The organism is Sporosarcina sp. P18a (genome assembly GCF_002743135.1).
Lineage (GTDB): Bacteria > Bacillota > Bacilli > Bacillales_A > Planococcaceae > Sporosarcina.
Genome location: NZ_PDYQ01000006.1, coordinates 103,227 through 119,204 on the forward strand (window position 1 = coordinate 103,227; position 15,978 = coordinate 119,204).

The following is a 15,978-nucleotide window of genomic DNA, read 5'->3' on the forward strand; positions in this document are numbered from 1 at the left end:
ACTATTATTTTTCCATCCAAGCTGGTTTACCGAAACCTTTAAATTCGGATTCAATCACTTCTAAAAACTGCTCAGATTCTACTACTTCAATAATGTCTTTCGCAAATTGCTTATCTACGTTTTCTGTTTTCACGGCTACAACATTACGGAACTGATCGGGCATATCTTCTAAAGCTAATGCGTCTAACAAATCCATATTTGCTGCAATTGCAAAGTTACCAGGTACTGCAGCCAAGTCAGCCCCCTCTACCGAACGAGGCAATTGCCCTGCTTCAACCGGCTGAATCACTAAGTTTTTTGGGTTCTCCGTGATATCTTTTTCAGATGCCGTTAATTGGTCAATGCCTTCATCCATTTTCACTAACCCTACATCTTCCAATACGTATAACGTTCTCGCAGCATTCACTGGATCATTTGGAATAGTAATAGTTGATCCCTCTTCAATTTCATCAAGAGATGTATATTTGTTTGAATAAATACCTAATGGCGCGGTCGGTACGATAATCAATTCAGAGAGTTCCATTTTATTTTCTTTCTCGAAGTTTTCCAAGTACGCGATATTTTGGAACAGGTTCGCATCTATATCTCCGCTATCCAACGAAATATTGGGTTGTATATAATCACTAAACTCCGTGATTTCAACGGTATATCCTTTTTCCTCAAGTCCAGGTTGTATTGCTTTTTTTAGCATGTCACTATAAGGACCTGCAGTTGCACCAAAGTGAATATTTTTATCGTCATCCGATTTTTCAGTAGACTTTTCTTCTCCACAAGCCGCTAATGCCGCAACTAACGCAGTTAGAATGAATGCAAGTACCAGTTTCTTCATAATCCATCTCTCCCCTATTATCTTTTATCTATCATTTTTGAAAAACGATCCCCACCAAATTGAATCAACTGCACCAGTACTATTAGAATGGCGACGGTGACAAGCATAATACTGTCATCATATCGGTAATAGCCAAAACGTATTGCGAGGTCCCCAATTCCACCTCCGCCAACAAATCCAGCCATTGCCGAATAGGCAACTAAGTTAATTAACGTCAGTGTAAGTCCTTGGATAATACTCGACTTTGATTCAGGCAATAACACATTCCAAATAATCATCCAGGGCGAAGCACCCGTTGAAATTGCTGCTTCTATAACCCCTTTATCAATTTCACGCATTGATGTTTCAACAATCCTAGCAAAGAAAGGAATGGCTGCAACGGAAAGCGATACACTGGCAGCTGCTGGTCCAATCGTACTTCCGACAATCAGTTTCGTCAAAGGTATTAGAGCCACAAGTAGTATAATAAATGGGATGGAGCGAATGATGTTGACGAGAAACCCAACAACCGAATTAATTGCACGGTTCTCTAAAAATAATCCTCTATCTGTTGTAAATAACAGAACGCCAAGCGGCAATCCAATAATCAGCGCAATCGTAAGCGAGATGCCGATCATGTACAATGTTTCACCAAATGCTTTTGTAATATCCGGCATGAGTTCCATGATGTGAGATAGATCAAACATGTTGTCGGATCACCTCCACTTGTGCGTTTTGTTCGAGTATGTATGCAATCGCTTGATCTACTTCTTCACACTCACCTTGTAATTCCATCAAGAAAATCCCAAGTGCTCGTTCTTGAATATATTCAATCGAACCATGCAGGAAGTTTCCTTTGACCTTATATTTCTGCATAGTATCGGAAATTACACCCTCCATCGCTACTTCACCTTTAAATGTGATTTTTATCAATGTACCGACCAAATTGGACATGACGGCTTCAGGAATGTCGTAAGACACCACACTGCTGATAAACTCCTTCGTTAATGGTTGAACTGGATGAGAAAAGATGTCATATACTTGCCCATCTTCTATCACTTTTCCGTCTTGCATAATCGCCATGCGATCACAAATCTCTTTTACCACATTCATCTCGTGCGTAATTAAAACAATGGTGATATTCAATTCTCGATTGATCTTTTTTAACAATCGTAAAATGGACATGGTCGTGTTAGGGTCCAGTGCAGATGTCGCTTCATCACAAAGCAAAACGGATGGATTATTGGCTAGTGCTCTCGCAATACCAACGCGTTGTTTCTGTCCCCCGCTTAGCTGGGCAGGATATACATTGCGTTTGTCAGACAGCCCCACCATTTCGAGAAGTTCCATTACGCGGCTCTCTATTTTATCTGAAGGCATTTTCGCTGCCTGTAAAGCGAATGCGATATTTTCAAAAATGGTCTTTTGACTAATTAAATAAAAGTGCTGAAAAATCATTCCGATCTTCAAGCGTGCCTGCCGAAGCTCGATCCCCGAAAGTTTCGTTAAGTTTACACCATCTATTAAAATAGTGCCGCTCGTTGGCCTCTCCAACAAATTCAAACAACGTATAAGCGAACTTTTTCCGGCCCCTGAATAACCGACAATGCCAAATATTTCTCCAGTCTCGATGTCTAGTGATACGTCATCTACACCTTTTATCACTTTTTCTTTTGTCCGATATTCCTTAGACAAATGTTGAATTTGGATCATATTCTCACTTCTTTCTACATTCAAGTAAATAATAATCATCAACAGTTGGTTATAGTTTATTTCTATTCTAAATAAAAAAATCTTTCATTTTTCTAAATGAAAGAGGGACTGAAATATTCTCAGCTTATCTCTCAGATGGAAAACCATACTGTAGGATTTGGCACCTTCCTTGTATCATTCAAGGGGTTGCTGGACATCATCGGGCCATTTCCCTCCGTCGCTCTTGATAAGAGATTGCTATTAAATTATATGCATAAAACATATACTAATCTGAATTAATAAAACTGTCAAGGTGAATAACGCCAATTTATTAGAATACCCGACTTATTCTATCAGTTTTAAATTCCATTGACTAGTTTTGGCAATCCTCTAGAATCGAATAACCATCCTTCTATTGAAAAGTCTAGTATGATCTATGTATACTTAACGCACATACCCTATCAAAGAAAGAAGGAATAGACTATGGCATTATCCAACCGATTACAACAACTCCCTCCGCATTTCTTTACATTATTATTAAATAAAATAGAAAAGGCTATGGATGAAGGCAGAGATGTGATTAACCTAGGACGTGGAAATCCTGATCAGCCAACACCTCCTCATATTATTAAAGCATTGCAAGAAGCCGTTGAAGATCCAGCTACACACGGTTACTCTCCATTTCGGGGGACACTTGCTTTAAAACAAGCAGTCGCTGAATATTATCAGCGTGAATACAATGTCACGATTGATCCCGAAACAGAAGTTGCGGTACTTGGCGGTACAAAAATAGGTGTCGTAGAACTACCTCTTGCTATTATGAATGAAGGTGAATTATTATTGCTGCCAGACCCGGGTTATCCTGATTACTTATCCGGCGTCAGCTTAGCAGGCATTCGATATGATACAATGCCGCTACGTAAGGAGAATGGATTTCTTCCTGAGTACGATAAATTAACGGATGATCAGAAAAAAGATGCCAAACTCATGTACTTAAACTATCCTAGTAATCCAACGGGTGTTACAGCCACACCCGAATTTTATGAAAAAACGGTGGCATTTGCCAAAGAACATCAGATTGCGGTCTTACAAGATTTTGCGTATGGTGGCATTGGTTTTGAAGGTAAGAAACCGATTAGTTTTTTACAAACTGAAGGAGCAAAGGAAGTCGGCATTGAAATGCTATCTCTGTCCAAAATGTATAATATGGCAGGCTGGCGAGTCGGTTTTGCAGTCGGCAACTCTGAAATAATAGAAGCATTAAACGTATTGCAAGACCATTTATTCACTGGCATCTTCCCAGCAATTCAACGTGCAGCTATTGAAGCATTGACGGGTCCCCAACAATGCGTCGAAGAGTTAGTGGCGCTCTATGAAGGTCGTCTGACGGTATTGCTAACGGAATGTGAACGCATAGGTTGGGACGTTACAGCACCTACTGGTTCGTTTTTCGCTTGGCTACCTGTCCCAGAAGGCTTTACAAGTGAAACCTTCGCCAATTTATTACTGGATAAAGCAGATGTCGCGGTATCGCCAGGGAACGGATTTGGTGTATACGGCGAAGGATATATTCGAGTCGGGTTGTTAGAAAGTGAAGAACGATTGCAAGAAGCGGTTCGCCGTATTGAAAAGCTCGGTTTATTTAAGTAACAAGAAATCATTCCGCTATCACCTCATTATATAAAAAGCCTCCTTACTCATACCAGTATTCCTGGAATGGCAAGGAGGCTTTCGCTTATATAAACAGATCATGTCCGCTATGAATTATCTAAAATGTATTAATCGAGTTCCACACTATCCAGTAATGCACGCACTTCATCTGTCGTATTCGTACTCATTAATTCATTTCTAAGTTCAGCCGCTCCACGGAAGCCTTTAATGTAAATCTTAAAAAAACGACGTAACGGTTTAAATAGCCGCGGTTCTAGTTCTGTCGAATATTTATCAAATAGATCCAGATGAAGACGCAATAGATCCAGTAACTCTTTATGATCATGCTCTCTCTTCTCTTTTTCAAATGCAAATGGATTATTAAAAATTCCGCGTCCAATCATAATCCCATCGACACCGTATTTTTCCACAAGCTCCAGACCCATTTGACGGTCAAGAATATCTCCATTGATCGTCAGCAGTGTGTCAGGCGCTATTTCATCACGAAGTTTCTTGATCTCCGGAATCAATTCCCAATGTGCATTCCCATTACTCATTTCCTTACGGGTACGAAGATGAATCGACAAGTTCGCAATATCTTGCTCCAGTACATGTTTGAGCCATGTATGCCACTCTTCTATATCTGTGTAGCCAAGACGAGTCTTTACACTAACAGGTAATCCGCCAGCTTTTGCTGCCTGGATAATTGCCGCAGCTGTTTCCGGACGGTTAATCAGACCACTGCCTTTACCTTTTGTTGCTACATTTGGCACAGGGCATCCCATATTGATATCCAATCCCTTAAAACCAAGTTCGGCCATTCCAATACTCATGTCGCGAAAATGTTCAGGCTTGTCCCCCCAAATGTGAGCAACGATTGGCTGTTCGTCTTCTGTAAATGCCAAACGTCCGCGCACGCTGAAAATTCCTTCTGGATGACAAAAACTTTCCGTATTTGTGAATTCGGTAAAGAATACATCAGGACGTGCAGCTTCGCTTACTACGTGACGAAAAACCACATCCGTCACATCCTCCATCGGTGCTAATATAAAAAATGGCCGTGGTAAATCACGCCAAAAATTAGTACTCATCGTTACGTTCAAATCCTCTCTTCATAACTTGCACCTGCATGTACAGAAATGGTTTTATTACATATACTTATCCCTTACAGATGCCAGTCTTACTATTATACAAAAAATGCATCGATGAATTCCACTTCTTTGAGCTACCACCACAAATTATTAGTAAACTACTCCTATTTGTCATGGCCACGTCAACTGTAGTCACTAACCACTATACAATTATCGATTATTCCACTGATCTGTAAAAATTAAATCATTTAAACTTCTTCGTTTTTCCCAATTTGCTGTTTCTAATATAGGCGCAGTAGGATAATGCTCCGTATAACCAATAGATAGAAGAGCAATCGGTTCAATATGAGGAGGTATGTTCAAAATATCACGTATATCATTCTTTTTATAAAAACTCACCCAGCCCATTGCCAGTCCTTCTGCACATGCTGCTAGCCACATATTCTGTATGGCGCAAGCAGTCGATAACATGTCTGTTTCAGGAATGGAATTACGTCCCAAGACATGTGAGCCGCCACGCGTCGGATCACATGTTACGCAAATAGTGATGGGTGCTTCTTTCAATCCTTGTACTTTTAAGCCAAGGAACTTTGTCTCTTTTTCTGCCTCGTCTTCATAATGAATCGCTAGCGCGCGTCTTTCTTTATCAGCTGCCCACGCCAACTTTTCTTTCGTTTCATCAGATGAAACGATCACGAAATTCCAAGGTTGCATGAAGCCGACGGAAGGTGCTTGGTGAGCGGCTTTTAATATGTTATGTATCGCATCTTCCGGAATGGGAGTTGGTAAAAAACTTCGCACATCTCTTCTATTATAAATTACTTTGTAAATTGCATCTTTTTCTTCTTTCGAAAACATGTGATATCTCTCCCCTAGTCGTTTACGCAATATAGTGTACTGTTTGTTATCGATCTTCACGAGTTTATTATAGTGAAGTAGTTAGTCCATTTCAAAGATAATAAAAGTGGCTTCAACCGTTTTAAAAGTCACCGGTTGAAACCACTTTATGATGAACCATTCGAAATAAATACGCTCAGGTCTCGTCCGTTTTCGTAATCGATACTCCACGTTCTGTAAATACTGTTTGAGCGACAGATAAAGCATTCAGCACGCTCGGGAATCCCGTGTACGGTATTAGATGCATAATACAACCGATAATCTCGTCTGGTGTCAAGCCTACATCAAGACCTGTTTTGATATGCATCTGAATTTGCGGCTTGCCTTGTGCCACAAGAGCCGTAATCGTCGTAAGGACCTTCTGTTTATTATCCAATCCTGGTCGCGAATAAATATCTCCAAACGCAAATTCTACAACATATTTAGTCAAATCAGGTGCAACATCTTTGAAGCTCTCTCCAATTTCCATCTCACCTGCTGGGTTATCTTCACCCGATAACGTAAGCTCCATTAACTTTTCCAAACCACGTTGATAGCGATCTTCCGCCATTTCAAAAACCTCCCCGATTATAGTATCCGCTATTTCATCAAAACTGTACGTACACTTTCTTTTGTATCATTGACTAGCGGTGATACTACTAGTGTAGCAAACTTTGTAAGAATACAAAATCATCCGTCTGCCTTTGCACTGGTAAATACGTCGTGCAACACAAAATAAATAACTTGTAAACTAGCTTGCCAAACTAGCAAGCAAAATAGTATGATTTGATAGTATGGACCTATTACGACTCATTCGTAATTATGCATATAAATAACTACAAATAAGGAGTGAATGACATGAGAAAAATGGTATTTGCATGTATGTTAATAGTACTCGCCTTTTCCATCGCTCTTCCTACTGGGACAAATGCAGCAGCGAAAACGACTACTATGTATGTAGATGCAAAGAATGACATCGTACTACGCACAAAGCCATCCCAAAATGCAGAAAGAATGGGTACTATCAAAAACCATTCCAAGTTAACGGTCTTTTCTTCATCCAATGGATGGTCACATGTACAAGCAGGCAAGAGTAAGGGATTCGTGTATACGTCCGCATTGTCTAAAAAGAATCCTAACGCCGCACCCACTATAGTAAACGGTGGTTTATCACCAGTGGGTGGTCTGACCCTCACTTACGAGCCTTCATTTATGGTTAATACTAAAGAAACTTTTATTACTAGAAGAGATGGAGAAACTACTTACTTATTCAATAAGAATAAAAAATCGCCTTTCTCTTATGCAGAATTTGTATATCATGAGGACAAAAATAGACTTTTAATGGGAGTGGCAGAATCTGACTTTATTTTTGTTGATGCCGTACTTCCTTTAAGACAAGGTACAAGCTTTACCGAATACCATTTTGAACAAAACTATAAAGTCTTAGTGGAAAGCACGACAAAGACGATCAAAGTTAAAGCCGGTTCTTTCCGCAATGTCGTCATACTTCGTTACCCGAACGGTTCCAGGGAATATCTTGCAAAAGGTATTGGAATTATCAAAAGCACAGATACAAATGGGAAAGTTTATACGGAGTTAACTGCTGTGAAGCAAAAGAAATAATATTGATAAATAAAAAACGCTGCCAGAATAGAGCAGCGTTTTTCTATCCCAATCAATATCAACCACATTTACTACTAGATAGTCTCCCTATCGTTTATACTTAAAACAACCAAACAATTAGGGAGGTCTGCACTATGGAGTTTAAAAGTATCGAGGAACAAGTCATTCAAAAATATAAAGACGACGAAAACTTGATGATCCGCTTGTTTGTCCAGTGGTGCGCGAATCATAAACTGGACCCGCAAGCACTTTATCAGAGAGCATATCCAGAACAACAAGCAAATCCCGCGCTAAAGGAAGTCGTGGAAAGCAATGATGAATTCGACGAGCTACATATAGATAATGAAACGATGCTGGATGTGCTGCAACTATTCGGGAATGATGATTTGGCATTTGTGGTTGCGGATGAGATAGGGAAACTCAAATTATAAAGCGCATTTGTGAGAGAAGATATTCCGTTCGCTTGTTTCGTCAAACGCGGTTAGTTCCTCTCACGAATTTTTCTCCCCTCTCACTTTCCTACCTACTATTAGAATGGCCGAATACAACACCAGTGCGATGCCGAATAACTGCAACAGAAGCAATTGATCCCCAAGAAATAATACACCAACTACAACTGCAACAATGGGTTCAATTGTCGCAAGAATCGATGCCTTCCCTGCTTCCAAATATTTCAAACCCGATGTATACAACACATACGCTGCCACAGTGGATACTAGCGCTAGTAGTAAAGCAGCTATCCACACATCAACATGCTGAAATGTATCGACTTTGCGCCAGACATCACTTGTCATCGACATGAACAAGGCCATATAAAAGAATGTATACGTAGTAATCGTCAATGCCGAATATCTTTTCGTTATCGGCTTGGTGAAAACACTATACAATGCATAGCAAAACCCCGAAAGAACACCCATGAACAGCGTCTGAATAGGAATACTTTCCGATCCAAGCGGCAATAGTCTAACCACCAATGCACAACCTACAATAGCTGATGCCAATGCTAAAAGTTTGCGTGTGGTCAGCGGTTCCTTAAAGAAGATCCGCGATAAAACCATCACGAATATCGGCCCTGTATATAATAACGTCACGGCAAGAGACAAGCTGGATCGTGAAAACACTTCGAAGTAAAAGTAGTTAAATAGCGCAAGACTGAAAATACCTGCACTCGCAAAAAACAAATGATCTTTTATTCGTGTCCGTAACTGATCACGAAAAAACAGCATCATAATGGCAATTAAAAATACAAAGCTTAGGATTCCTCGAATCGCTACCACATCCCAAGCCGTGAATCCTCGTGCATACAGTGGCGCTATGAATAAACCGATCAATCCCCAACAGACGGCTCCTGCAATTGTGAGTACATACGGCTTCGCGCTAGGCTGTGTTTCCACCTTTATCCCCCCAGTCTACTACATGCGTTGATGGTCCCATTTAATGCATATAGTTATGTATTATAATTCATACTCGTAGACGAAGCCATTCCGGTAGTTACATTGCGTGTCTAATTCTCTAGACATAAAAAATGCGTGGTAGCCTTGTCTGCCATCATGACATTGCCCTCACGCATTTTTGCTACCTTATACTATCTTTATAGAACAATCCTTCATTAGTCATATCACGTAATGTCTGCGGTCAGGTTTAGCGTTGTGTGTCTGCAGATATCTTTATGCATATCTACTTCGATTGTGTATCATCTCAGAATTCAGCTTCATTTTCAGTGGGTTACTGTAAATTTCCTGCTACTCCATAAGTAAAAAATCTACACTCCCTACACCAACATTAACCTTCAAATGAATGGTAATATCCGAATGATCGTATGCTTCATTTACATAGATGTCTTTACCCTTAGATAGTAAGCCTTTCGTTCCCACGCTACCAATACCCTTTGAAACGGATATTTTAACTCCAGTCCCTTTAGGTAAATAAATTTTTGCATCGCCCACTCCTAAGTTGATATCCGCGTCAAAATCATCCTTCCATTCGCCATCTAAATTGATTAGGGTATCACCAACGCCAGCGTCAATTGCTAAATGATTAAGTGGAATTCCTGCCAATCTCAGTTCTGAATCGGATACACCCATTTCAACGTCAAGATTTACAGGTATTTCATTTGTCAGTTGAAGATTCCAATCATTTCGTTGCTTCCGCAATGCTGAAAAACCTTTCATTTTCTGCTGAATCTCCACATATCCTACATCTCTTTTATTCTTATACGTAACGGACGGGTACCATTTTTTCACACTCGTATCAATGTCCCCATTCACCCATCCCGTGGCTCCGCCCTCAATTAGAAGTTTACCCGCACCAAAACGTATAGCAACATCCAGTGACTTCGCATGGTCCTTTTCAATGGATAATGCACCAGAAACCCTGTCTGTTTTCATCCAGTCATATACCCAAAAGCTAACTACGCCTAACAGCACTACTCCTACCAACGTTATCAATGTTTTCCGCATATTCCCACTCCTTTACTCTATCATAAGCGAAACTTGATAAAATTGAGTCCACCAGATGACTGAACTGTACATCAGTCTAAAGTCTGAGCGGTACAGTATATGGGGTTCTATTGATGATTATTTCTTATTAAGACGAAAAAATGCTTACACTGATACATCACAATTCAGCATAAGCAATTTCCATATTAATTATGTTTAAACTTTTACTATCTCTTTTGTTAGTTTCCCAAATTTGCCAGCGAAATATGTTAGAGCATCCCCTTCATTATTTACGAAGTTCTGTACTTCACCAACAAATAACACATGATCACCGCCATCATATTCTTGCCATGGCTTACATTCAATATAAGCAAGCGACTCTTCTAGGCGAGGGGCATGTTCACCTTCAATCCAGTTAAAAGGTGCAACTTCTTTCGGTCGTCCTGCAAAATGCATCGCGACCTCCTCTTGGCCAGAATTTAAAATATTAACGGTAAATGCATTGTTTTTCATATGTTCAAATGCTTTTGTTTTACGGTCCACTGACACTAATACAAGAGGTGGATCTAATGATACGGAAGTAAATGAGTTCGCTGTTAATCCATGAGATCCATTTTCTGTTTTGCACGTCACAACGGTTACGCCAGTTGCAAATTTCCCCATGCAGTTTCTAAATTCTTTAATATCCATTTATATGTCCCCCATAATAATTTTATTGTGCATTAATTAAAGCATATGGCTTCCTACCTAATAAGTAATAAGCTTGTTCTGCTTTTTGTTGACTGAAAAGTTCACGGATTCGTGTTGACGAGATAACTTCACCTTTTGAACACGTAACTACAGGATGTTGAAATGCATTAAAATGTTTGGTTAAATCTTCAATCGAACCACTTTTCCCACTTCCAAAGTGAAAGCCAGATCCAACCCAAATTTCTTTCGGATTAATTTTACTTAATTCATTGATAAAATCTTGCACACTTCTTGACGCGTACACCTGATCAAACGAAGCGAAAACGGTATAGGAGACACCTAACTCTTCAAGAAACTTTTTCTTTTCAGGTAGCGAAGTCAGCATGGATTGATTTTGAAAATAAACTTTGGGTGGGGGATCAAATGTGTAAACAACTAGTGGTACCCCATAATGATCCGCTTGTGCCTTAGCTTGCCTAATCAAAGCTTGATGTCCTCTATGAATCCCGTCAAATGCACCAATCGTCACAACAGATTGATTCAATTCTAGTTGATTGTTTTGAAAACAAATCATAATAGTCGCCTCGCTTTCTCAATTGTACAAAAAGAGAAGGATAAAACCCTTCTCTTCTTGAATTTTACTTATACAGTGCGCATTACAAAGTCTAGGGAGGAGATTTTATGCCCGTCTTTTTCTTCGAGCTTTGTCATTAAGTCTAAGCGAACACCGTCTGCTACATCTGTTTCTAGCCATTCATCGCCTTCGAAAAACACTTGGGTAATTAGTGTTTCATGACCTTCTGCCTCAAACATTAAATGTAAGTGTGCTGGTCGCATTGGATGCTGATCAGTATATTCTAAAAATTCCCCTGTCGGTCCATCAGTCGGAATTGAATACGGAAGAGGTACTATTGTTTTAACTTCAAAGTTCCCATTTTCATCTGTATAAAAATGTCCTCTGAAATTATATTTTGGTGCATCCGAATCAAATGCTGAATACTTACCAGATGCATCATTTTGCCACATTTCTACTCTTGCTTTGGCAAGTGGTTCTCCATTTGTACTACTAACACTTCCGCTAAAGTACATGACATCACCAGCTTCATTAGGGCGTTGTGTCAATACAAGTGGTTGTCCCGGCTTAGCTTCGATGAGAGGCGTTCCTTCAACAAAATAGGGTCCTAATAGTGAAGGCTGCGTTCCAGGCTTGTCAGTATACATTGCTCTTAACACATGACTTTCTAAGAAAACGTCTGCATAAAGTGGTAGTTCTCCAGCGCGCCCTAAGCGATCTGCCCAATCCACAAATTTTGTATACTCTTCATGATTCAAATTTGCTTCTTTTAAAAAGTTTTGTACATGTGATATGAATAAGTTAAATACCTCTTCTACTCTCTCATTTTTCTTTGATAATTGTTTTACCATTTTAATTTCCTCCCCTATTTTACGTTTCATACTTTTAAAAACTTACTTTTTTCCATAAACATGTACATCGTCGTTATTAATCCAAGTCGGATTAACCCAACCATCTAAATCGTAATCATCCATACATTTCTGTACAAAATCTTCAAATTTTTGTGCTCGACCACTAGCTTTTGCCGTTATTAAGTTTTCCAAGCGTATATTTTCGTTGTTACCTGAATAATTTCTTTCATATAACTCGTGTCGACCACCATATTCAGTTCCGATTGCATCCCAAAGTAACTTAATCACTTTGATCTTTTCCTCAGCTTCTATACCGTTTGATCCACGGTATAATTTATCAATGATAGGACGCAGTTCAGCATTTTTAAAATCAGCAGCACTAGACGGCTGTACAATTAAACTTCCCGCAACAACTGTCTCTACAATATTTTTCACATGTGACCAACCATCAGACATGAACACACGATATGCCAAGCCATATTCTAGATTAGGTAAAACAGTATTGTTAGCTCCTTTTTCAGGATTCAATGCCATTGCATCACTCATTGCCCAAAACATATTACGATATGCAATGACTTCACCAATTTGGGCTTGAACACCGCGGAATGAATCCGTTCCATTCCCACGTAATGCCTTAATAAGTAGACCTGAAATGAAGTCCAATTTTACGGCGAATCTTGTTACACCGTGGAAAGTTAAACGGTGAAGGAATCCACTTTCAGCAAAAAACGTATTCGCTTTTTCAATATCTTTGTAAACTAACACGTTCTCCCATGGTATGAGAGCGTTCTCAAAAACTAGTACGGAATCATTTTCATCGAAACGACTACTAAGTGGATAGTCGAAAGGACTTCCTGTAACAGCTGCATTCATTTCATAAGATGCTCGACAGACTAATTTAATACCCGGTGTATTCATATCTGCAACGAAGACAAGTGCATATTCTTCGCTAGGTATTGCAAGTGCACCGTAATGAGCAACGAAGTTATAATTTGTAAGTGCAGAACCTGTTGCGACCATCTTCGCACCACTTACTAAAATCCCTTCTTCTGTTTCACCCACCGCATGAATAAAGACATCTTTCACTTCATCAATTGGCTTATCGCGATCAACAGGAGGATTAATTATCGCATGGTTGAAGAACCAGTTTTTCTCTTGAACTTCTTTGTACCACCTTCTCGCATTGTCGGCGTACTCACCATAATACTCTGGGTTTGCACCTAACGTTGCCAAGAATGAAGCTTTATAATCTGGAGAACGTCCCATTTGTCCATAAGACATTTTAGCCCACTCCGCTATCGCGTCCCGCGTTTTGAATAAATCTTCAGGTGTTTCATCGGGTACGAAGAAACGCTGTGTATAACCACCGTTACCAGTATCTGTTTCCCTTGTTAAAATATCTTTACGTTTTGGATCATGTAATGCATCATAAAGGCTAGCAATAGAGCGAGCACTGTTTCTAAAGCCAGGATGAGTCGTTACATCCTCTACTTTCTTACCGTGTAGCCATATTTCACGATTATCTCTTAAGCTCTCAAGGTATTCTTTACCGGTCATAGGTAATCTAACTGCTTGTTTTACTGTCATTAATATACCTCCCCTTATTTGTAAACGCTTACTAATCTGAATATTACATTCATTTTCAAAAGTTAGTAACTGTAAATAAATATTAATAATCGATTATTGACTAGCAACTTTTGTGGAAATGATTTAATCTAACCTTTTCACTCCGGGGTCTACATAGGCTAACAATAATAAAAGACGAATCAAAAATCGATTCGTCTTGGTTCTCCATTAATTTCCCAGTACTTTTAATCCAAAGTAGATCCTTGTGGCTAATTGTCCATTAAATCGACCTGATCCTGTTTTTAAATCGATATCACTTAATGACTCGATTTTTTCAATACGATAACGTAGACCTGCAATAGATAGATGTAAATCGTCGGCAGTTTGTTGAAGATTGCCGTTATTATCTAAATAAGATTTTAGCGTAATGAGCAAACTGCCTGAATTAGCTTCATCATATTTAACTAACGTGCCAATAGTCTTCTTATAAAACATCAGAAGTTCCTCATGATCTGTACCTTTTAAGAACATCATAATTCCTTCAAAGTCTTTATACGTTGCCTGTCTACATCTCACCGGATAAGTTAGCTGAACAAAATCACAAATCTGTTTGGCATCAACATAACTTTCCCTAAGCTTATAAACGGATTCTACTAAACGTCCAGAACCTATATGCAAAATAATATCGGGTAAACGTGCTTTAATTTCATTCAATAGCTTAACAGATAGAGCTTCAATACCTTGATCTTCAATTTCCGCACTAATGATGACGATAAAATGATCTTTCAAAAATAAATCAAACAAAGGATATTTTTTCGTCAAAAAATATAACACTCTCTCCTTCATCTTTTGCGGTATCACTTTCAGTACAATAATACGATGAGGTTCATTAATATTAAATCCAAAAATTGCTGCCTGTCTATTTATTATATTTTCATCCATAATTTTATTATCAATCAATTCATCAAAAAAATCTTCTCTTTTACTCCAAAGTGATTCAGTTAACTTACGTTGGTGATACATTTGAATTGTAAAAACCACTAAAGCACGTTTAATAATTATTTGTTCTCTTTGATTTAATTTTTGTTTTCCAATTACCATTAGATTACCGAGCAGCACCTTATTGCTTTTAATTAAAAATGATTCAAAAAATAAACCATTTTGCTGATTTGTAACGACACCGCATGCCTTCAATTTCTTATACGCCACCCGTTCTTCTTCACATTCGAAATATGACGAATATACTTCATTGTAATGATCAATGACGATGCTACGACCAAGAGTAGTACCGAGCGTATGGATTATATCATTAATATCTTTATCCTCCAAGAATAGTTCGGTTAACTGATTTTGAATCTTCTCTGATTCGATGATATTTTCATTTAGCCGTTCGATTTCAGCATACATATCGTCTAATACGGACTGCATTGACTCGCTTTGATAGTAACGTAAGTCCAATAAATGCGCTTCATCACAATGTGCTACAGTTTCAGCGACAAAGTAGCACTCGGCATCTCCCTTACCACGGCATGTTTTCTCGTACACGATTACTTCCTTACCAAAGGCACTTGTTAAGTAACCGCTTGCATAACCGATTAACGTCCAACAAATAGGCTCATTTCCAATTTCTTTTTCAGATAAGTGATTCTCAGATTCAAAAGAGTTTTTCCAATAACCCGTAAGATATAAATGATCATCATTAATTTCCAATATGTCGGGATCCACAGTCACAATGCCTTCTAATGTATGCATGACCGTTCCTGAGATTATCAGTTCCTCCAGGGACTCCCAGTCATATCTCATTTTTATGGATTCAGCAGCCCGCTTGCCACAAGCCCAGCCATATCGCATTAAAAATCCTTTGGTACGTTCTTTGCCAAGCGTATTAATTAAATCATTACGTAAAATACTCAGTGCTTCTACCGAAATTAATCCCATTCTTTTATCATGAAGTTTAATGATCCCCGTACGAGGATTGATATCAATCAAATTCTGTAATATCAAGTGATTAGCTTTCATCAAATTATCTCCCTTCACCTTCTTAACAGCCCATGCGCCAAAAAACTTGTTTTGCAATCCACTTTCTATAGTGATTTAAGTGACAGCCGCAATGCTTGAT

At 38.9% G+C, this 15,978-nt stretch carries 16 protein-coding genes and 1 riboswitch; of the genes, 3 read left to right on the forward strand and 13 right to left on the reverse strand.

Features of this window, described 5'->3' with window-relative positions:
* Nucleotides 1-4: 4 nt before the first annotated feature.
* Genes CSV75_RS13915 through CSV75_RS13925 form a run of 3 tightly spaced genes read right to left on the reverse strand, consistent with a single transcriptional unit; the run spans nt 5 to nt 2,521 of the window.
* Complete coding sequence (locus CSV75_RS13915) at nt 5-829, reverse strand: MetQ/NlpA family ABC transporter substrate-binding protein (RefSeq protein ID WP_099676313.1); 825 nt, start codon at nt 827-829, stop codon at nt 5-7.
* Between the two features lie 17 nt (nt 830-846).
* Nucleotides 847-1,515, reverse strand: a complete 669-nt coding sequence (locus tag CSV75_RS13920) for a methionine ABC transporter permease (RefSeq protein ID WP_099631836.1) — start codon at nt 1,513-1,515, stop codon at nt 847-849.
* On the reverse strand, nt 1,508-2,521 hold the full coding sequence (locus tag CSV75_RS13925) for a methionine ABC transporter ATP-binding protein (protein ID WP_099676314.1): 1,014 nt from the start codon (nt 2,519-2,521) through the stop codon (nt 1,508-1,510). The genes CSV75_RS13920 and CSV75_RS13925 overlap by 8 nt, the downstream gene beginning before the upstream one ends.
* Before the next feature lie 121 nt (nt 2,522-2,642).
* Nucleotides 2,643-2,754, reverse strand: a riboswitch (SAM riboswitch).
* A gap of 229 nt (nt 2,755-2,983) precedes the next feature.
* On the opposite strand from CSV75_RS13925, the gene CSV75_RS13930 reads away from it, so the two are divergent.
* Nucleotides 2,984-4,150 carry a pyridoxal phosphate-dependent aminotransferase gene (locus tag CSV75_RS13930; protein WP_099676315.1) on the forward strand — a complete coding sequence of 389 codons (1,167 nt, stop codon included), beginning with the start codon at nt 2,984-2,986 and terminating at the stop codon, nt 4,148-4,150.
* A gap of 128 nt (nt 4,151-4,278) precedes the next feature.
* Here the strand turns inward: CSV75_RS13930 and CSV75_RS13935 are convergent, their stop codons facing one another.
* The 3 genes from CSV75_RS13935 to CSV75_RS13945 form a co-directional block, all read right to left on the reverse strand.
* The gene (locus CSV75_RS13935) at nt 4,279-5,241 is read right to left on the reverse strand and encodes a tRNA dihydrouridine synthase (RefSeq protein ID WP_099676316.1); all 963 of its coding nucleotides are present in this window, start codon (nt 5,239-5,241) and stop codon (nt 4,279-4,281) included.
* Between the two features lie 210 nt (nt 5,242-5,451).
* The gene (gene bluB / locus CSV75_RS13940; protein ID WP_099676317.1) at nt 5,452-6,099 is read right to left on the reverse strand and encodes a 5,6-dimethylbenzimidazole synthase; all 648 of its coding nucleotides are present in this window, start codon (nt 6,097-6,099) and stop codon (nt 5,452-5,454) included.
* Nucleotides 6,100-6,274: 175 nt separating this feature from the next.
* Nucleotides 6,275-6,688, reverse strand: coding sequence for a carboxymuconolactone decarboxylase family protein (locus CSV75_RS13945; protein ID WP_099676318.1), 414 nt, complete (start codon nt 6,686-6,688; stop codon nt 6,275-6,277).
* Between the two features lie 287 nt (nt 6,689-6,975).
* Here CSV75_RS13945 and CSV75_RS13950 point away from each other — a divergent pair, with 287 nt between their 5' ends.
* Nucleotides 6,976-7,740, forward strand: a complete 765-nt coding sequence (locus CSV75_RS13950) for an SH3 domain-containing protein (RefSeq protein ID WP_099676319.1) — start codon at nt 6,976-6,978, stop codon at nt 7,738-7,740.
* 134 nt (nt 7,741-7,874) lie between these two features.
* A complete protein-coding gene (locus tag CSV75_RS13955) occupies nt 7,875-8,171 on the forward strand; it encodes a hypothetical protein (protein WP_099676320.1) in 297 nt (98 codons plus the stop codon).
* 60 nt (nt 8,172-8,231) lie between these two features.
* On the opposite strand, the gene CSV75_RS13960 is transcribed toward CSV75_RS13955, so the two are convergent.
* The 7 genes from CSV75_RS13960 to CSV75_RS13990 form a co-directional block, all read right to left on the reverse strand.
* On the reverse strand, nt 8,232-9,134 hold the full coding sequence (locus CSV75_RS13960; RefSeq protein ID WP_099676321.1) for a DMT family transporter: 903 nt from the start codon (nt 9,132-9,134) through the stop codon (nt 8,232-8,234).
* Between the two features lie 348 nt (nt 9,135-9,482).
* Nucleotides 9,483-10,199, reverse strand: a complete 717-nt coding sequence (locus CSV75_RS13965; protein WP_099676322.1) for a toast rack family protein — start codon at nt 10,197-10,199, stop codon at nt 9,483-9,485.
* 195 nt (nt 10,200-10,394) lie between these two features.
* Nucleotides 10,395-10,868 (reverse strand): flavin reductase family protein, encoded by a 474-nt coding sequence (locus CSV75_RS13970; protein WP_099676323.1) that lies wholly within the window; start codon nt 10,866-10,868, stop codon nt 10,395-10,397.
* Between the two features lie 22 nt (nt 10,869-10,890).
* Complete coding sequence (locus tag CSV75_RS13975; protein ID WP_099676324.1) at nt 10,891-11,442, reverse strand: FAD synthetase family protein; 552 nt, start codon at nt 11,440-11,442, stop codon at nt 10,891-10,893.
* 68 nt (nt 11,443-11,510) lie between these two features.
* Nucleotides 11,511-12,293, reverse strand: a complete 783-nt coding sequence (locus CSV75_RS13980; RefSeq protein WP_099631824.1) for a dioxygenase family protein — start codon at nt 12,291-12,293, stop codon at nt 11,511-11,513.
* Nucleotides 12,294-12,335: 42 nt separating this feature from the next.
* A complete protein-coding gene (locus tag CSV75_RS13985; RefSeq protein WP_099676325.1) occupies nt 12,336-13,880 on the reverse strand; it encodes a 4-hydroxyphenylacetate 3-hydroxylase family protein in 1,545 nt (514 codons plus the stop codon).
* A gap of 207 nt (nt 13,881-14,087) precedes the next feature.
* A complete protein-coding gene (locus tag CSV75_RS13990; RefSeq protein ID WP_099676326.1) occupies nt 14,088-15,878 on the reverse strand; it encodes a XylR N-terminal domain-containing protein in 1,791 nt (596 codons plus the stop codon).
* Nucleotides 15,879-15,978 lie beyond the last annotated feature (100 nt).